The 15,330-nt window shown below is 59.1% G+C and carries 14 protein-coding genes; 8 read left to right on the plus strand and 6 right to left on the minus strand.

Features of this window, described 5'->3' with window-relative positions; genetic code table 11:
- Nucleotides 1–13 precede the first annotated feature (13 nt).
- Genes A1WC_RS08040 through yejF form a run of 4 tightly spaced genes read left to right on the plus strand, consistent with a single transcriptional unit; the run spans nt 14 to nt 5,539 of the window.
- Nucleotides 14–1,819 carry an extracellular solute-binding protein gene (locus tag A1WC_RS08040; protein ID WP_016161559.1) on the plus strand — a complete coding sequence of 602 codons (1,806 nt, stop codon included), beginning with the start codon at nt 14–16 and terminating at the stop codon, nt 1,817–1,819.
- Between the two features lie 9 nt (nt 1,820–1,828).
- The gene (locus A1WC_RS08035; RefSeq protein ID WP_016161560.1) at nt 1,829–2,923 is read left to right on the plus strand and encodes a microcin C ABC transporter permease YejB; all 1,095 of its coding nucleotides are present in this window, start codon (nt 1,829–1,831) and stop codon (nt 2,921–2,923) included.
- Nucleotides 2,923–3,948 carry a microcin C ABC transporter permease gene (locus tag A1WC_RS08030; protein ID WP_012967542.1) on the plus strand — a complete coding sequence of 342 codons (1,026 nt, stop codon included), beginning with the start codon at nt 2,923–2,925 and terminating at the stop codon, nt 3,946–3,948. Before A1WC_RS08035 ends, A1WC_RS08030 begins: the two co-directional genes overlap by 1 nt.
- Before the next feature lies 1 nt (nt 3,949).
- Nucleotides 3,950–5,539 carry a microcin C ABC transporter ATP-binding protein YejF gene (gene yejF, locus A1WC_RS08025; protein ID WP_012541015.1) on the plus strand — a complete coding sequence of 530 codons (1,590 nt, stop codon included), beginning with the start codon at nt 3,950–3,952 and terminating at the stop codon, nt 5,537–5,539.
- Nucleotides 5,540–5,542: 3 nt separating this feature from the next.
- On the opposite strand, the gene A1WC_RS08020 is transcribed toward yejF, so the two are convergent.
- From A1WC_RS08020 to rsuA, 3 genes are all read right to left on the minus strand, one after another.
- A complete protein-coding gene (locus A1WC_RS08020; RefSeq protein ID WP_002912974.1) occupies nt 5,543–5,887 on the minus strand; it encodes a YejG family protein in 345 nt (114 codons plus the stop codon).
- A 330-nt stretch (nt 5,888–6,217) separates the two neighbouring features.
- Nucleotides 6,218–7,414, minus strand: coding sequence for a Bcr/CflA family multidrug efflux MFS transporter (locus tag A1WC_RS08015; protein ID WP_008804003.1), 1,197 nt, complete (start codon nt 7,412–7,414; stop codon nt 6,218–6,220).
- Nucleotides 7,411–8,130, minus strand: a complete 720-nt coding sequence (gene rsuA, locus A1WC_RS08010) for a 16S rRNA pseudouridine(516) synthase RsuA (RefSeq protein ID WP_008804002.1) — start codon at nt 8,128–8,130, stop codon at nt 7,411–7,413. The genes A1WC_RS08015 and rsuA overlap by 4 nt, the downstream gene beginning before the upstream one ends.
- 146 nt (nt 8,131–8,276) lie before the next feature.
- On the opposite strand from rsuA, the gene A1WC_RS08005 reads away from it, so the two are divergent.
- Together A1WC_RS08005 and rplY are read left to right on the plus strand one after the other, a co-directional pair.
- The gene (locus A1WC_RS08005; RefSeq protein WP_016161561.1) at nt 8,277–10,034 is read left to right on the plus strand and encodes a DEAD/DEAH box helicase; all 1,758 of its coding nucleotides are present in this window, start codon (nt 8,277–8,279) and stop codon (nt 10,032–10,034) included.
- 136 nt (nt 10,035–10,170) lie between these two features.
- Nucleotides 10,171–10,455, plus strand: a complete 285-nt coding sequence (gene rplY, locus A1WC_RS08000) for a 50S ribosomal protein L25 (protein ID WP_008804000.1) — start codon at nt 10,171–10,173, stop codon at nt 10,453–10,455.
- A gap of 58 nt (nt 10,456–10,513) precedes the next feature.
- On the opposite strand, the gene A1WC_RS07995 is transcribed toward rplY, so the two are convergent.
- Nucleotides 10,514–11,401, minus strand: coding sequence for a LysR family transcriptional regulator (locus A1WC_RS07995; RefSeq protein ID WP_016161562.1), 888 nt, complete (start codon nt 11,399–11,401; stop codon nt 10,514–10,516).
- A 103-nt stretch (nt 11,402–11,504) separates the two neighbouring features.
- On the opposite strand from A1WC_RS07995, the gene A1WC_RS07990 reads away from it, so the two are divergent.
- The gene (locus A1WC_RS07990; protein ID WP_016161563.1) at nt 11,505–12,791 is read left to right on the plus strand and encodes a serine hydrolase domain-containing protein; all 1,287 of its coding nucleotides are present in this window, start codon (nt 11,505–11,507) and stop codon (nt 12,789–12,791) included.
- 20 nt (nt 12,792–12,811) lie between these two features.
- Here A1WC_RS07990 and A1WC_RS07985 read toward each other — a convergent pair whose 3' ends face one another.
- Entirely contained in the window at nt 12,812–13,408 is a 597-nt protein-coding gene (locus tag A1WC_RS07985) for an NUDIX domain-containing protein (protein ID WP_016161564.1), read from the minus strand.
- Nucleotides 13,409–13,489: 81 nt separating this feature from the next.
- On the opposite strand from A1WC_RS07985, the gene A1WC_RS07980 reads away from it, so the two are divergent.
- Nucleotides 13,490–14,251 carry a DeoR/GlpR family DNA-binding transcription regulator gene (locus tag A1WC_RS07980; protein ID WP_008803996.1) on the plus strand — a complete coding sequence of 254 codons (762 nt, stop codon included), beginning with the start codon at nt 13,490–13,492 and terminating at the stop codon, nt 14,249–14,251.
- Between the two features lie 19 nt (nt 14,252–14,270).
- Here A1WC_RS07980 and yejK read toward each other — a convergent pair whose 3' ends face one another.
- Entirely contained in the window at nt 14,271–15,278 is a 1,008-nt protein-coding gene (yejK, locus tag A1WC_RS07975) for a nucleoid-associated protein YejK (RefSeq protein ID WP_008803995.1), read from the minus strand.
- Between the last annotated feature and the right edge of the window lie 52 nt (nt 15,279–15,330).

Raw genomic sequence — 15,330 nt, forward strand, 5'->3', positions numbered from 1 at the left:
TATTCTGCCGCCTATGTATGCGCGCCTCTTTTTAATTCTGCTTGCTCTGTTTAGCCTTAGCGCTAAGGCGCAAACAATAAAAGAAAGCGTCGCCTTTGCGATTATCGGTGAACCCAAATACGCAGCCAGCTTCAGCCATTTTGATTATGTCAATCCTGAGGCGCCGAAAGGCGGCACCCTCACCCTGGCGGCGATCGGCACCTTTGATAACTTCAACCGCTACGCACTGCGCGGCAATCCCGCCGTGCGCACTGAGGCGCTCTACGATACCCTGTTCACCACCTCGGATGATGAGCCCGGCAGCTACTACCCGCTGATTGCCGAGCGGGCGCGCTATGCCGAGGACTATTCCTGGATGGAGATCGCTCTCAACCCGCACGCCCGCTTCCATGACGGCACGCCAATCACCGCCCGGGACGTTGCATTTACCTTCAACAAGTTTATGACCGAAGGGGTGCCACAGTTCCGTTTGTTTTATAAAGGCACCACCGTTAAGGCCATCGCCCCGTTGACCGTACGAATCGACCTCGGCCAGCCCGGCAAAGAGAACATGCTGAGTCTGCTGAGCCTGCCGGTGATGCCTGAGTCGTTCTGGCGCCAGCACAAACTCAGCGACCCGCTGTCGAAGCCGCCGCTGGCCAGCGGGCCCTACCGCATCAGCGCCTGGCGAATGGGGCAATACATTATCTATTCACGCGTCGCCGACTACTGGGCGGCCGACCTGCCGGTCAACCGGGGTCGCTGGAATTTCGATACGCTGCGCTATGACTATTATCTCGACGACAATGTCGCTTTCGAAGCCTTTAAAGCGGGAGCCGTCGATCGCCGGGAAGAGACCGTCGCCAAAAACTGGGCTACCCGCTACGTCGGTCGCAACTTCAGCCGCGGCTACATTATTAAAGATGAGCATACAAATACCTCGGCGCAGGATACCCAGTGGCTGGCGTTCAATATTCAGCGCCCGGTTTTTGCCGATCGCAGGGTGCGGGAGGCCATTACCCTGGCGTTCGATTTTGAATGGATGAACAAGGCGCTGTTTTACAGCGCCTATCAGCGCGCCAACAGCTATTTCCAGAACACCGAATATGCCGCCCGCAGCCTGCCCGACGCCGCCGAGCTGGCCCTGCTGACGCCGATGAAAAACGAACTGCCCCCGGAGGTCTTCAGCCAGGTTTACCAGCCGCCGGTCTCCCGCGGCGATGGTTTCGACCGCGACAACTTACTCAAAGCCGATGCCCTGCTCAATGCGGCGGGTTGGACGGTAAAAAACCAGCGCCGGGTCAACGCCGCCACCGGCAAGCCGCTGCGCTTTGAACTGCTGATGCCAGCCGGTGGCAATGACCGCTGGCTGCTGCCGTTTCAGCACAACCTGCAGCGCCTGGGGATCGTCATGGATATTCGTCAGGTTGATAACTCGCAGTACAGCAACCGTCGCCGCAGCCGTGATTACGACATGATGCCGAGCCTGTGGCGTGCCATGCCCTGGCCCGGCACCGACCTGCAAATCTCCTGGGCCTCAGACTATATTCACTCCAGCTATAACGCACCGGGGGTGCAAAGCCCGGTAGTGGATAAGCTGATTGCGCAGATCCTGCAGTGGCAGGGCAATAAGCAGAAACTGATCCCCCTCGGTCGGGCGCTGGACCGCGTGCTCACCTGGAATAACTACATGCTGCCGATGTGGTATATGGCGCAGGACCGCACCGCGTGGTGGAATAAGTTCTCTTTCCCCGAGACCCGCCCCATTTATTCCTCCGGGCTCGATACCTGGTGGTACGACGTGAACAAAGCGGCCACCCTCCCCGCGGACAGACGTTAAGGACATCCCATGGGCAGCTACCTGATCCGCCGTTTGCTGTTAGTGATCCCCACCCTGTGGGCCATCATCACCATTAACTTTTTTATTGTGCAAATCGCACCCGGCGGCCCGGTCGATCAGGCCATCGCCGCCATCGAATTTGGTCAGCACGGCGGGATGCCGGGTGCCGGCGACGGCGGGATGGGCGCCAGCCATGCCCGAGCCGGCGCAGGGAACATCAGCGAGGGGCACTATCGCGGTGGGCGGGGCCTTGATCCGGAAGTCATCGCCGAGATCACCCACCGCTACGGCTTTGACAAGCCGCTGCACGAGCGTTACCTGAAGATGCTGGGCGATTATCTGCGCTTTGATTTTGGCGACAGCCTGTTTCGCAGCGCCTCAGTACTGCAGCTGATTAAAGACAGCCTGCCGGTCTCGGTGAGCCTCGGACTGTGGAGTACGCTGATTATCTACCTGGTTTCCATTCCGCTGGGTATTCGCAAAGCGGTCAGCAACGGCAGCCGCTTTGACATCTGGAGCAGCACGCTGATTATTATTGGCTATGCGATCCCCGCCTTTCTGTTCGCCATCCTGCTGATCGTGATTTTTGCCGGCGGCAGCTATTTCGACCTCTTCCCGCTGCGCGGTCTGGTCTCACCGAACTTCGACACCCTTCCCTGGTATCAGAAGATCCTCGATTACCTGTGGCACATCACCCTGCCGGTGCTGGCGACGGTGATCGGCGGCTTTGCCGCCCTGACCATGCTGACCAAAAACAGCTTCCTCGATGAGATCCGCAAACAGTATGTGGTCACCGCCCGCGCCAAAGGCGTCGGTGAGAAACAGATCCTCTGGGGACATGTGTTCCGCAACGCCATGCTGCTGGTGATCGCCGGCTTCCCGGCCACCTTTATTAGTATGTTCTTTACCGGTTCGCTGCTGATCGAAGTGATGTTCTCGCTGAACGGCCTGGGTCTGCTGGGCTATGAAGCGACGGTCTCCCGCGACTATCCGGTGATGTTCGGCACGCTCTATATTTTCACTCTGATTGGCCTGCTGCTGAATATCGTCAGCGATATCAGCTATACGCTGGTCGACCCGCGCATTGATTTTGAGGGCCGCTAATGTCTTTCTTCAGTCCCGTTAATCAGGCCCGCTGGGCGCGCTTTCGTCACAACCGTCGCGGCTACTGGTCGCTGTGGCTGTTTTTAATTCTCTTCTTCTGCAGCCTCGGCGCCGAGCTGCTGGCCAACGATCGCCCGCTGCTGGTGCAGTACCGGGGCCAGCTGTACGTTCCGGTGTTAAAAAACTACACCGAGCAAACCTTTGGCGGCGCGTTCGCTACCGCCGCCGACTATCAGGATCCCTGGCTGCAGCACCAGCTGTCCACCCACGGCTGGGCGCTATGGCCGCCGGTGCGCTTCGGCGCCACGACGATTAATTTTGCCAGCACCGTCCCCTTTCCATCACCGCCCTCGGCCAGCAACTGGCTTGGCACCGACGCCAACGGCGGCGATGTGCTGGCGCGGATCCTCTATGGTACGCGCATCTCGGTGCTCTTCGGTCTGCTGCTGACGCTGTTCTCCAGCGTGCTGGGAGTGCTGGCCGGGGCGATACAGGGTTACTATGGCGGCAAAATCGACCTCTGGGGCCAGCGCTTTATCGAAGTCTGGTCCGGGATGCCGACCCTGTTTCTGATCATCCTGCTCTCCAGCGTCGTGCAGCCGGGCTTCTGGTGGTTGCTGGCGATCACCGTCCTTTTTGGCTGGATGACGCTGGTGGGCGTGGTGCGCGCTGAATTTCTTCGCACCCGCAACTACGACTACATCCGGGCGGCGCAGGCGCTCGGGGTCAGCGACCGGCAGATCATCCTGCGGCATATGTTGCCTAACGCAATGGTGGCGACCCTCACCTTCCTGCCTTTTATCTTGTGCAGCTCCATTACCACCCTGACGTCGCTGGATTTTCTCGGCTTCGGTCTGCCGCTTGGCTCCCCCTCTCTCGGCGAGCTGCTGCTGCAGGGAAAAAACAACCTGCAGGCGCCCTGGCTGGGCATTGCCGCGTTTCTCTCCGTCGCCGTACTGCTGACGCTACTGATTTTTATTGGTGAAGCGGTTCGCGACGCCTTTGACCCAAGTAAGGCGGTGTAATATGACCCACCCGCTGTTAGCTATCGACAATCTCTCTATTGCCTTTCGCCAGCAGGGCGAGACGCAGACCGTGGTGCACAATCTGTCGCTCGAGGTGGCAGTTGGTGAGACGCTGGCGCTGGTGGGCGAATCCGGCTCAGGAAAAAGCATCTCCGCGCTGTCGGTGCTGCGACTGCTCCCCACCCCGCCGGCCAGCTACCCCAGCGGCGATATCCGCTTTCATGGCCAGTCGCTGCTGCATGCGGATGAGTCGACCCTGCGCGGCGTGCGCGGCAACCGGATCGCGATGATCTTTCAGGAGCCAATGGTGTCGCTCAACCCCCTGCATACCCTGGAAAAACAGCTCTATGAGGTGCTGTCGTTACACCGGGGAATGCGCAAAGAGGCGGCGCGCGGGGAGATCCTCGACTGCCTGGAGCGCGTCGGGATCCGTCAGGCGCCGCGGCGGCTGGCGGACTATCCGCATCAGCTCTCCGGCGGCGAGCGCCAGCGGGTGATGATCGCCATGGCGCTGCTGACGCGCCCGGAGTTGCTGATCGCCGACGAACCGACCACCGCCCTGGACGTGTCAGTGCAGGCGCAGATCCTGCAGCTGCTGCGCGAGCTAAAGCGGGAGCTGAACATGGGGTTGCTGTTTATCACCCATAACCTGAGCATTGTCCGTCAGCTGGCTGACCGGGTAGCGGTGATGCAGAACGGCCGCTGTGTGGAACAAAATGACTGTCGGGCGCTGTTCAGCGCGCCGGCACATCCCTACACCCAACGCCTGCTGGATAGCGAACCAGACGGTGAGCCGGTGCCGCTGGCCGTCGATGCCCCGGTGCTGCTGCAGGCGGATGATTTAAACGTGGCATTTCCTGTTCGCAAAGGGATCCTGCGCCGGGTGGTCGATCACCATCGGGTGGTCAACAGCCTCAGTTTTCAGCTACGCGCCGGCGAGACGCTGGGCCTGGTGGGCGAATCGGGATCGGGAAAAAGCACCACCGGTCTGGCGCTGCTGCGCCTGATCTCATCCGAGGGAAAGATAACTTTTGCCGGCCAGCCGATTCAGGGGCGTAACCGTCGACAGCTGCTGCCGCTGCGCCGACAAATGCAGGTGGTTTTTCAGGATCCGAACTCGTCGCTCAATCCGCGCCTGACGGCGCAGCAGATCATTGAGGAAGGCTTGCGCGTCCACCAGCCGACGCTGACGGCAGCCGAACGCGAACAGGCAGTGATCCTTGCCATGCAGGAGGTTGGGCTCGACCCGGCCAGCCGCCAGCGCTACCCGGCGGCGTTCTCCGGTGGCCAGCGGCAGCGTATTGCCATCGCCAGAGCGTTGATCGTCAAGCCGCAGCTGATCGTCCTCGACGAGCCGACCTCATCGCTGGATAAAACCGTTCAGGCGCAGATCCTGCACCTGCTGAAAGCGTTACAGCAAAAGCATCAGCTGGCCTATATTTTTATCAGTCATGATTTACGCGTAGTGCGGGCGCTGTGTCATCAGGTGATGGTGCTGCGTCAGGGAGAGGTGGTTGAACAGGGCGAGTGCCAGTCCGTCTTCAGCGCACCCCGGCACGAATATACCCGCCAGCTGCTGGCGCTGAGCTGACGGTCAGAAGGGGTTGTTGCCGGAGAAGGGCTCGGCGATGGCCACGCCAAAATTTTTCAGACGACAGGTGGCGGCGAATTCATCCTGCAGGTTAACGAACAGGCAGGGTTCGCCTTCGCACTCAAGGACGGAACAGTCGACTTCGATGTCGCTTAACGCCTGGCTGAGCTTATGCATTACCGGCCAGGCTTTTTCACCGTCCGGACTCAGCAGTTTCAGGGCAACGAGGCTGTTCTCGTTCTGCGCGCCGTTTTGCGGAATCGGTTCAACTCTGGAACCCGCAAAACCGGCCAGCCAGCGATAGCTCTGCGGCAGACGGTGTACGATAGAGAGTTGTTGTGTATTCACGTGGTTTCCCCGGAAGCAAAAGGCTTCACAATAAATTTACATCAATATTAACACACTGTTGACAAATAGTCCTGCCTTGACGCAGAAAACGTTTACAGCCGCGGCGGGCCAGGGCTAAGCACTTATAATCCAGCGCGTTATTTTTATACCCGGCGAGCCGATTGGCGCTATATGTACCCGTTTCTGTGATCCAAAACAACTTTTTTATCGCAACAATGCGACTTTTTACACTAATTGATTTTACATAAAGGAAACAAATCGCAGAACCCTGAAGCTCATTCTGGTTGACATGTATCAAGAAAGGGGCGATTTCGCCCCTGAAAATGTGACCTAGTGTGCGATTTTTCGCCGACGGGAAGCGTAAAGCGAGAAGAAAATAGAACAGGTTGCGCAGAAGGCAATAGAGATCAGCATTGGCCAGGCGGTGGTAAACGTCGCCATCGACAGCAGCGCGCCAATGATCGCCCCGATACCAAAACGAAACGTTCCGGCCAGTGACGAAGCGGTGCCGGCCATATGCGGAAACTCATCGAGGATCACCGCCATGGCGTTAGACGACACCATCGATACGCAGCCGACAAAGGCCGCCACGCCGATCACCAGCGACCAGAAGCCGACGTCCAGCAGCGCGCAAACCACCATCCATACCGCCATGGCAAACTGGATCCACAGCCCGGCCCGGAACATGCGCAACGCCCCCACCCGCCGCACAAACCGGCTGTTGAACATGGTCATCAGGAACAGGAAAACAATGTTCAGCGCAAAATAGTAACCAAAGTGCTGAGGCGCAACGTGGTTAATATTGATATAGACGAAAGGCCCGGCACTGAGGAAAGAGAACATGCCGGCGAAGCTAAAGCCGCTCGCCAGCATATAGCTCAGCACCCGCTTGTGACGGAACAGGGTGGCAAAATTACCCAGCGTGGTGCGCAGATGGAACGGCTGACGCCTGTCAGCTGGCAGCGTTTCGCGGATAAACAGGCCGATCATCAGCGAGGCGAGCAGGGCCACCAGCGCGAGGATCCAGAAGATGGCATGCCAGCTAAACCAGACCAGCACCGCACCGCCGACCATCGGCGCCACCAGCGGCGCAATGGTCGTCACCAGCATGACAAACGACATCATCCGTGAAAACTCATCTTTCGGATAGATATCGCGCATCAGGGCATTGATCACCACGCTGGCGGCCGCGGCCGCCAGACCGTGGAAGAAACGCATGACAATGAGCATATCGATGGTCTGCGACAGGGCGCAGGCCACCGCCGCCGCGGCGAACACCAGCGTCCCGCCGAGGATCACCGGTTTGCGACCAAGGCTGTCGGCCATCGGCCCGTACAGCAGCTGACCCAGCGCAAAGCCCAGGATATAGGTGCTGAGCGTCATCTGCGCGCTGCCGTCCGGGACGTTGTACTGGGCGGCGATCACCGGCAGCGCCGGAAGATACATATCGATCGACAGCGGCATCAGCATGGCCAGCAGGCCGAGGATAAACACAATTCCCAGAGAAGAATTCTGCTTCACTGTCACGTTTTACTCCGTGCCTGCGGGGCGCCTACGCTGGCGATTTCCGTTTCCGTCAGCGGACGATATTCACCCGGCGCCAGCGCGTCATCCAGCAGGATATCGCCGATGCGCTCCCGGTGCAGGCCAACCACATGGTTGCCCACGGCGGCGAACATGCGTTTCACCTGATGGTAGCGCCCTTCGCTGATGGTCAGGCGCACTTCGGTCGGGGTGATCACTTCCAGCACTGCCGGCTTAGTGAGATCTTTTTCATTGTGCAACTGGACGCCTTTGGCAAACAGCTCTGCGGTCCCTTCCGCCAGCGGGCTTTCCAGCTCCACCAGGTAGGTTTTTTCACAATGGTGGCGCGGCGAGGTAATGCGGTGCGACCACTGGCCGTCATCGGTCATCAGCACCAGCCCGGTGGTGTCGATATCCAGGCGCCCGGCGGCGTGCAGCTTGTGCGCCACCGGCTCATCGAGGAAATAAAGGATAGTAGGATGATCGGGATCGTCGGTGGAACAGACGTAACCCTGCGGCTTGTTCAGCATAAAATAACGGGGGCCGTTCTGCTGGGTCAGCGTATTGCCATCATATTCCACCTCGTGCTCTGGCTGGAGCTTAAAAGAGGCATCTTTCACAATGTCGCCGTCCACGGTAACACGGCTGCCGCGGATTTCACGCCCGGCAATAGCCCGGCTGACGCCAAGCTGCTGAGCGATAAACTTATCAAGTCGCATGAATTTTTTTAGCCTGTAATAGTGCTGGAGCGGGCAACTCGCCCGAAAAAGAAGAATTTCACTGGCTAGTATAACGGGCTCTTAACACCACTCAAGGGAAAAGATTCATGGCATACTATTCGCGAGTTAATTAGCCCCGTGAATTCATGACTTTTACATTACGCCCCTATCAACAAGAAGCCGTCGATGCCACCCTCGCCTGGTTTCGTCGCCATACCGAGCCGGCGGCCATTGTCCTGCCCACCGGCGCGGGCAAAAGCCTGGTGATTGCCGAGCTTGCCCGGCTGGCCCGCGGCCGCGTGCTGGTGCTGGCCCACGTCAAAGAGCTGGTGGCGCAGAACCATGCGAAATACTGCGCCCTTGGCCTCGAGGCGGATATCTTTGCCGCTGGTCTGCAGCGTAAAGAGAGCCACGGCAAAGTGGTGTTCGGCAGCGTGCAGTCGGTGGCGCGCAACCTCGATCAGTTTCACAGTGAATTTTCGCTGCTCATCGTCGATGAATGCCACCGTATCAGCGATGACGACGACAGCCAGTATCAACAGATCATAAGCCACCTGCGGCAGGTGAATCCTCAGCTCCGGCTGCTCGGCCTGACGGCTACCCCGTTCCGCCTCGGCAAGGGTTGGATCTATCAGTTTCACTACCACGGCATGGTACGTGGCGATGAGAAAGCACTGTTTCGCGACTGCATCTATGAGCTGCCGCTGCGCTATATGATTAAGCACGGCTACCTGACGCCACCGGAACGCCTTGATATGCCGGTGGTGCAGTACGATTTCAGCCGTCTGCAGGCGCAAAGCAACGGCCTGTTCAGCGAAGCCGATCTTAACCACGAACTGAAAAAACAGCAGCGCATAACACCGCATATCGTCAGCCAGATCGTGGAGTTCGCCGAAAGCCGTAAAGGGGTGATGATCTTCGCCGCCACCGTGGAACACGCCCGGGAAGTGACCGGTCTGCTGCCGGCGGCGCAAGCCGCGCTGATCACCGGGGAAACGCCTGGACCAGAGCGGGATCGCATTATCGAGGCGTTTAAAGCGCAGGAGTATCGCTATCTGGTGAACGTCGCGGTGTTGACCACCGGCTTCGACGCCCCGCACGTTGACCTGATCGCCATCCTCCGCCCCACCGAGTCGGTGAGTCTTTACCAACAGATTGTTGGCCGCGGCCTGCGCCTGGCGCCGGGCAAAACCGACTGCCTGATCCTCGACTACGCCGGCAACCCGCATGACCTGTACGCCCCGGAAGTGGGGACGCCGAAGGGGAAAAGCGACAACGTACCGGTGCAGGTCTTCTGCCCGGCCTGCGGTTTCGCCAACACCTTCTGGGGCAAAACCACCGCCGACGGCACCTTGATTGAGCATTTTGGCCGCCGCTGCCAGGGCTGGTTTGAAGATGATGACGGCCACCGCGAACAGTGCGACTTCCGCTTTCGCTTCAAAAACTGCCCGCAGTGCAACGCGGAAAACGATATCGCCGCCCGCCGCTGCCGCGAGTGCGACACGATTTTGGTCGACCCGGACGATATGCTGAAGGCGGCGCTGAAGCTAAAGGACGCGCTGGTGCTGCGCTGCAGCGGCATGGCTATGCAGCACGGTAGCGACGAGAAAGGCCCGTGGCTGAAAATCACCTACTATGATGAGGACGGCGCCGACGTGAGTGAGCGCTTCCGTCTGCAAACGCCCGCCCAGCGTACCGCCTTTGAGCAGTTGTTTATCCGCCCGCATACCCGTACGCCGGGCGTGCCGTTACGCTGGATAACCCCGGCGGATATCATTGCCCAGCAGGCGCTGCTGCGCCATCCTGACTTTGTCGTCGCCCGAATGAAGGGGCAATACTGGCAGGTGCGGGAAAAAGTATTCGATTATCAGGGCCGTTTCCGTCGCGCCAATGAGCTGCGTTAATCCGCCAAAAACTGAGGTTTTGATTGCCGCTGTGCCGATTGGCGGCTATAATGCCGCCCGCTTTTGCATTCGCAAAGCAGATAATCTGCCTGCAGCTGGGTCGCCTGTTGCAGGCTTTATATATAGAGAGACATCAATGTTTACTATCAACGCAGAAGTACGTAAAGAGCAGGGTAAGGGTGCGAGCCGCCGCCTGCGCGCAGCTAACAAGTTCCCGGCAATCATCTACGGTGGCGAAGCTGCTCCGGTTGCTATCGAACTGGATCACGACAAACTGTGGAACATGCAGGATAAAGCTGAATTTTACGGCGAAGTTGTGACCCTCGTTATCGATGGCAAAGAAGAGAAAGTTAAAGTTCAGGCTGTTCAGCGTCACGCGTTCAAGCCGAAACTGACCCACATCGACTTCGTTCGCGCGTAATCGCCGATAGCAAGTTGTATGGCAAACGCCCTGGTGTCTTCTGACCCGGGGCGTTTTGTTATCGGCGCCGCCAAAGTTCCGGCGCCTCGTCCACGAGGTCGCTCAGCATCCGGTGCTTATTCATGCCGGGCAGCCAGAGCATCACCATGGTCACGTTCAGTCCCTGACTGCCGACCTCGGTAGCTATTTCAGCAACCCCCTGCCACTCGCCTGGCCGTAAATGTTCCGGTAAAAATCCCCAGCCCATCCCCTGCTCCATCGCATGGCGCAGCAGCGCGATTTCATTCATATACAGCGTATGGCCGGATATCTGTAGCCGGCGGGCGATCTGATCGTCACTGCGCCGGTGCATCACCAGCTGTGGCGTTAGCGATAAATTCAGCAATGTCAGCGGCCGTGCGGCGTCAGTAAACAATCCTTGCGCGGCGTAAAAACGTAAATCAACGGTGCCCAGCGCCCGCCACTCCATTTCGCTGCCCAGCGTACGATTATTAGCCTGGCAAATGGCCATATCCGCGATGCCCTCGCTCAGCGCCTGCTCGGCTTCGCGCCGCGAGGCGCTCCAGCAGCTTAAACGGATCTGCCGCCGGGCAAGCGTATCAGCCAGCAAACGGAGAAATTCACGCGGCACGAAGGGATCGTACACCAGACGTAACGCCTGCCAGGCCGTTTGCGGCAGCGTTTGCGCAAAAGACTCGAAAGCCTGCGCCTGACGCAACAGCAGGTGTGCCTGGCGAAAAAGCTGCTCGCCTTCGGCGGTTAGCGTCAGGCTACGCCCTTCACGGCTGAACAGCCGGTAGCCCAGCGCATCTTCCAGATAGTCCAGCAGATCGCGAAGCGTGGTCCGGTCTTTAGCTAAACGAATGGCCGCCTGCGACAGGCTGCCAGTTTCGGCGATGGTGGCGAAGGCCTCAATCTGTGCGAAAGAATACTGCAGGGTTTTCATCCCTCTCTCCCTTGCGGGGGAAAATCCCCCATTTGCTGATTTTAGCCTTCGCGAGCCGATTTATATACTGCGCAGCGAAACTATGGCAAACGAGGAAATGAAAATGATAAAAAAACCACTGGCTCTGGCGTTAATTTTGGCGGCGCTGCCGGCGGCGGCGATGGCGCAAAACTGCGGCGACCTGACGCTGGATGTCTGCCCCACCCCTTACGACCAAACGCTACCCGCGGCCAAAGACATGCTCACCTGGGATCAGGCGTCACGCGTCGTTGGCTTTCGTAACGACTATCGCAATTATGCCGGAGACGTCTTCCGCCACGGCGCAGCGGTCCCGCTGGAGCGTGCTGAAAAGCCACTGACCCACGCCAGCTATACCCTCAACGGCCACACCTGGACGCTACAGGATTACCTGAAGCGCGAGAACGTCAGCGGCATGCTGGTGCTGAAAGATGGCAAAGTCGCCTGGAAATACCTTGGCAACGGCAACACCGATACCACGCTGTGGACCTCGCGATCGGTGGGCAAATCGGTCGTCTCAACGCTGGTGGGCATCGCCATTCAACAGGGGAAAATCCACTCCCTCGATGACCTGATTACCGTTTATGAACCCGAACTGAAAGGCACCGCCTGGGACGGCGTAACGCTCAAGCAGCTCATTCAACATACCAGCGGCGTGGACTGGAATGAAGATTACACCAACCCGCAGTCGCACTTTGCCCGCCTGACCCAATGTGAAGCACAGCCCGGCGCCTATGATTGCGTACGTAAAATCGTATCGGCACTGTCGCGCAAACACCCGGCAGGCGAGCAGTGGTCCTACTCTTCCGGCGGCGCCTGGCTGCTGGGCGATGTGCTGGAACGCGCGACCGGTATGTCGCTGGCCGCCTGGCTTGAGCAGTCGCTGTGGCAGCCTGCGGGTATGGCCCACGATGGCGTCTGGCATGCTTATCAGCAAGGGAAGCATGATGTTGGCGCCCACGGCTTTAACGCCACCCTCGAAGACTGGGGCCGCTTTGGCGAGTTTGTCGCCCGCGATGGTCGGTTAAGCAACGGCAAACAGCTGGTGCCCGCAGGTTGGTTCGACCAGGCCGCAAGCTGGACAAAAGCGCTGAACTCGGTTTCAGCAGCGCATCCGCAAGGTATCTACGGCTATCAGTGGTGGAACAACGCGATTCCGGCCAATGCGCAACACGTACAGCCGACGCCGCAGGAAGGACTGCAGGGCTCGCTGTGGGCGCTGGGGATCTATGGCCAGGTGATCATGGTGAACCGCGCGGAACATCTGGTGATCGTCCAGTGGTCGACCTGGCCGCAGGCGGAACCGTCCTTCAACGCCCAGCCGCTGGAAGCGGCGCTGATGTACAGCGCCATTGCCCGCGAATTGCGCTAATCTCCCCTGCTCCTTGCCGCTTAGCTGGCGAGGAGCGTATCGGCATTCAGCGCCAGATGCTGCAACAGCATTATCGTTTTCGCATCCATGATCTCGCCATCGCGAATAGCCTGCAGCGCCCGCGCCAGCGGCCACTCCAGCACTTCAATATCCTCACCTTCTGCCGCCAACCCGCCGCCGTCGCCCCGACGGTCATCGGCCTGATATTCCGCGATAAAAAAGTAGAGCTTCTCGGTCACGGAGCCTGGACTCATAAAGACAGTGAAGACGGGTTCGACCCGCGTCACGCGAAAGCCGGTCTCCTCTTCCGCTTCGGCAACGATCCGCGCCTCCGGCGAGGCGTTATCCAGCAGCCCGGCGGCAGCCTCAATCAGATACCCATCATGACCGTGGGTAAATACCGGAAATCGGAACTGGCGCGTCAGGACCACCGTCCGCTTCTCACGGTTATAGAGTAAAATGACCGCGCCGTTGCCGCGATCATAGGCTTCCCGGCTCTGCTCCTGCCAGCAACCGTCCCGGCGCAGCAGTTCAAAAGTATATTTTTTCAGGGTGTACCAGTTGTCAGAGAGCAGCGTCTCGCGAACGTGGCGGACGTGCGGTGCGTGAGTTTGCATGTTATATCCCCTTTGAGATGACAGCTGGCACCATAACATGCATAATCAGGAACAAACAAGATCATTCGTGAAGGAAAAATCATGCTCGCCAGTCAGAGAAAACAGCAGATCCTCCAGATCCTCACCGAGGAAAAACAGGTGATGTCCGGGGAGCTAAGCCAGCGGTTCAACGTCTCCGAGGACTCCATTCGCCGCGATCTGCGCGAGCTGGCGGCGGAAGGAAAACTGCAGCGGGTCCACGGCGGCGCACTGCCGGTTTCTGCCGCTATTGCGCCTATTGAAACGCGCAAAAGCGTGCAGATCGCCTCCAAGCAGGCGGTCGCCCGCGCCGCCGCCGCGCTGATCCAGCCTGGACAGGTGGTGATTGTCGATGGCGGCACCACCACTGCAGCAATGATCGGCTTTTTACCTGCGGAACTGAACTGTACGGTGGTCACCCACAGCCCCGGCATCGCCGTGGCGCTGGTGGACCACCCGCGAATCGAGGTGATCCTGCTCGGGGGCAAAGTGTTTAAACATTCGGTCGTCGCTGTGGGCGCCGAGACGCTGGCGGGTATGGCGCGGATCAATGCCGATCTGTTCTTTATGGGGGTGACCGGCATCCACCCGCGGGCAGGTTTCACTACCGGTGATTATGAAGAAGCGGGCATCAAACGCGCACTGGCGGCCAGAGCGGCGGAAACCGTGGTGATGGCGTCCCGGGAGAAGCTCAACGCCGCGTCAGCCTTTGCCATCGGCGAACTGAGCCTCGCCAGTACGCTTATCGTCGACGGTGAACCCGACGCCGCGCTGCGCCAGCAGCTGGTGCAGTGCGGCGTGGAGATCATCCCCGTTCAGCGATAGCGCCGACAGGGCATGGGGCTTAATTGCCGCCGGACGTCCGGCGCTGCAGCTGGTCGCGCAGGTTCGGCGGGGTGCCCTTAATGGTCAGGGTATCGGTGGCGGGATCCCAGAATACGCGTTCACCTAACAGCATGGCGTCGAAGTTAATGGTCAATCCGCCGCCGCTGCCGGCAAACTTGGTCAGCTGGCGTAAGGTGCTGCGATCCGCCGGGAAGCTCTCTTCCAGCTCATAGCCCTGCGCGGCAGTGAATTCCTGGAAGCTCTTTTCGCTGACGCCGGCGAGCTCTTTGGACAGCGACTCCAGCTCAATCTCTTCCCCGGCCTGCAGCTGTTCGTTACAGTACGCGTAGACCTGCTGACGCACATTCTGTCGCTCGGATTTATCAAGCTGAGCATCGGCGGCGAAGTCATCCACCGCCTGCAGCAGGCCGCGGTTCTGCGCTTTGGCGTTAAGCCCTTCGCTGGCGCCGAGGAAATCCATAAAGAAATCGGCCACTTTGCGCCCTACCCGCCCTTTCAGGAAGGTCAGATAGCGGGTCGACTCCGGGTTGGTTTCCCACTCGGTTAAATCGATGCGCGCGACAATATCAGCATGGTTAATATCCAGGTAATGGGTCGAGCGGATATCCAGCTCCTCGTTGACGCGCATACTGCTCAGGTTATTGAGCACCGCCACCAGCAGATACTCGACCGCCAGGTAACGATACTGGCAGAAGAGGACAATGCCCCCTTCGGCGAACGGGTATTTCGCCAGTTCATCGCGCAGACGACCAGTCGCCGCGCGGCTGAACGCCAGAAACTCTTCTTCCCCCTGACGCTGCAGACGCAGCGCCTGCGCCAGTTCACTCTCTTCATTGAACAGGCCATAGGCTTTGCTTTTGGCGCTATAGACCCGGTGCAGTTCAGCCATCATCTCGACGACCGTCGCATTCGGCTCCAGCAGTGACTCGCGCAGCACCAGCTCCAGATTTTGTTCATCACGTTTGATTAACTGATGCAGGGCAATCTGGTCGATATCCAGACTCATGTTAAACTCTCCTTTTAGACCGGGCGGTATTCAACCACCGCCGGGTTGCCGA

Source organism: Klebsiella sp. KTE92 (assembly GCF_000398905.1).
Lineage (GTDB): Bacteria > Pseudomonadota > Gammaproteobacteria > Enterobacterales > Enterobacteriaceae > Klebsiella > Klebsiella variicola.

Coding starts and splice junctions, on each gene's coding strand:
- A1WC_RS07990 (WP_016161563.1), top strand. CDS start 11,505: ATGATAAAAAAACCACTGGCTCTGGCGTTAATTTTGGCGGCGCTGCCG.
- A1WC_RS08005 (WP_016161561.1), top strand. CDS start 8,277: ATGACTTTTACATTACGCCCCTATCAACAAGAAGCCGTCGATGCCACC.
- A1WC_RS07995 (WP_016161562.1), bottom strand. CDS start 11,401: ATGAAAACCCTGCAGTATTCTTTCGCACAGATTGAGGCCTTCGCCACC.
- A1WC_RS08040 (WP_016161559.1), top strand. CDS start 14: ATGTATGCGCGCCTCTTTTTAATTCTGCTTGCTCTGTTTAGCCTTAGC.
- A1WC_RS07980 (WP_008803996.1), top strand. CDS start 13,490: ATGCTCGCCAGTCAGAGAAAACAGCAGATCCTCCAGATCCTCACCGAG.
- yejK (WP_008803995.1), bottom strand. CDS start 15,278: ATGAGTCTGGATATCGACCAGATTGCCCTGCATCAGTTAATCAAACGT.
- rsuA (WP_008804002.1), bottom strand. CDS start 8,130: ATGCGACTTGATAAGTTTATCGCTCAGCAGCTTGGCGTCAGCCGGGCT.
- A1WC_RS08030 (WP_012967542.1), top strand. CDS start 2,923: ATGTCTTTCTTCAGTCCCGTTAATCAGGCCCGCTGGGCGCGCTTTCGT.
- A1WC_RS08035 (WP_016161560.1), top strand. CDS start 1,829: ATGGGCAGCTACCTGATCCGCCGTTTGCTGTTAGTGATCCCCACCCTG.
- rplY (WP_008804000.1), top strand. CDS start 10,171: ATGTTTACTATCAACGCAGAAGTACGTAAAGAGCAGGGTAAGGGTGCG.
- A1WC_RS07985 (WP_016161564.1), bottom strand. CDS start 13,408: ATGCAAACTCACGCACCGCACGTCCGCCACGTTCGCGAGACGCTGCTC.
- yejF (WP_012541015.1), top strand. CDS start 3,950: ATGACCCACCCGCTGTTAGCTATCGACAATCTCTCTATTGCCTTTCGC.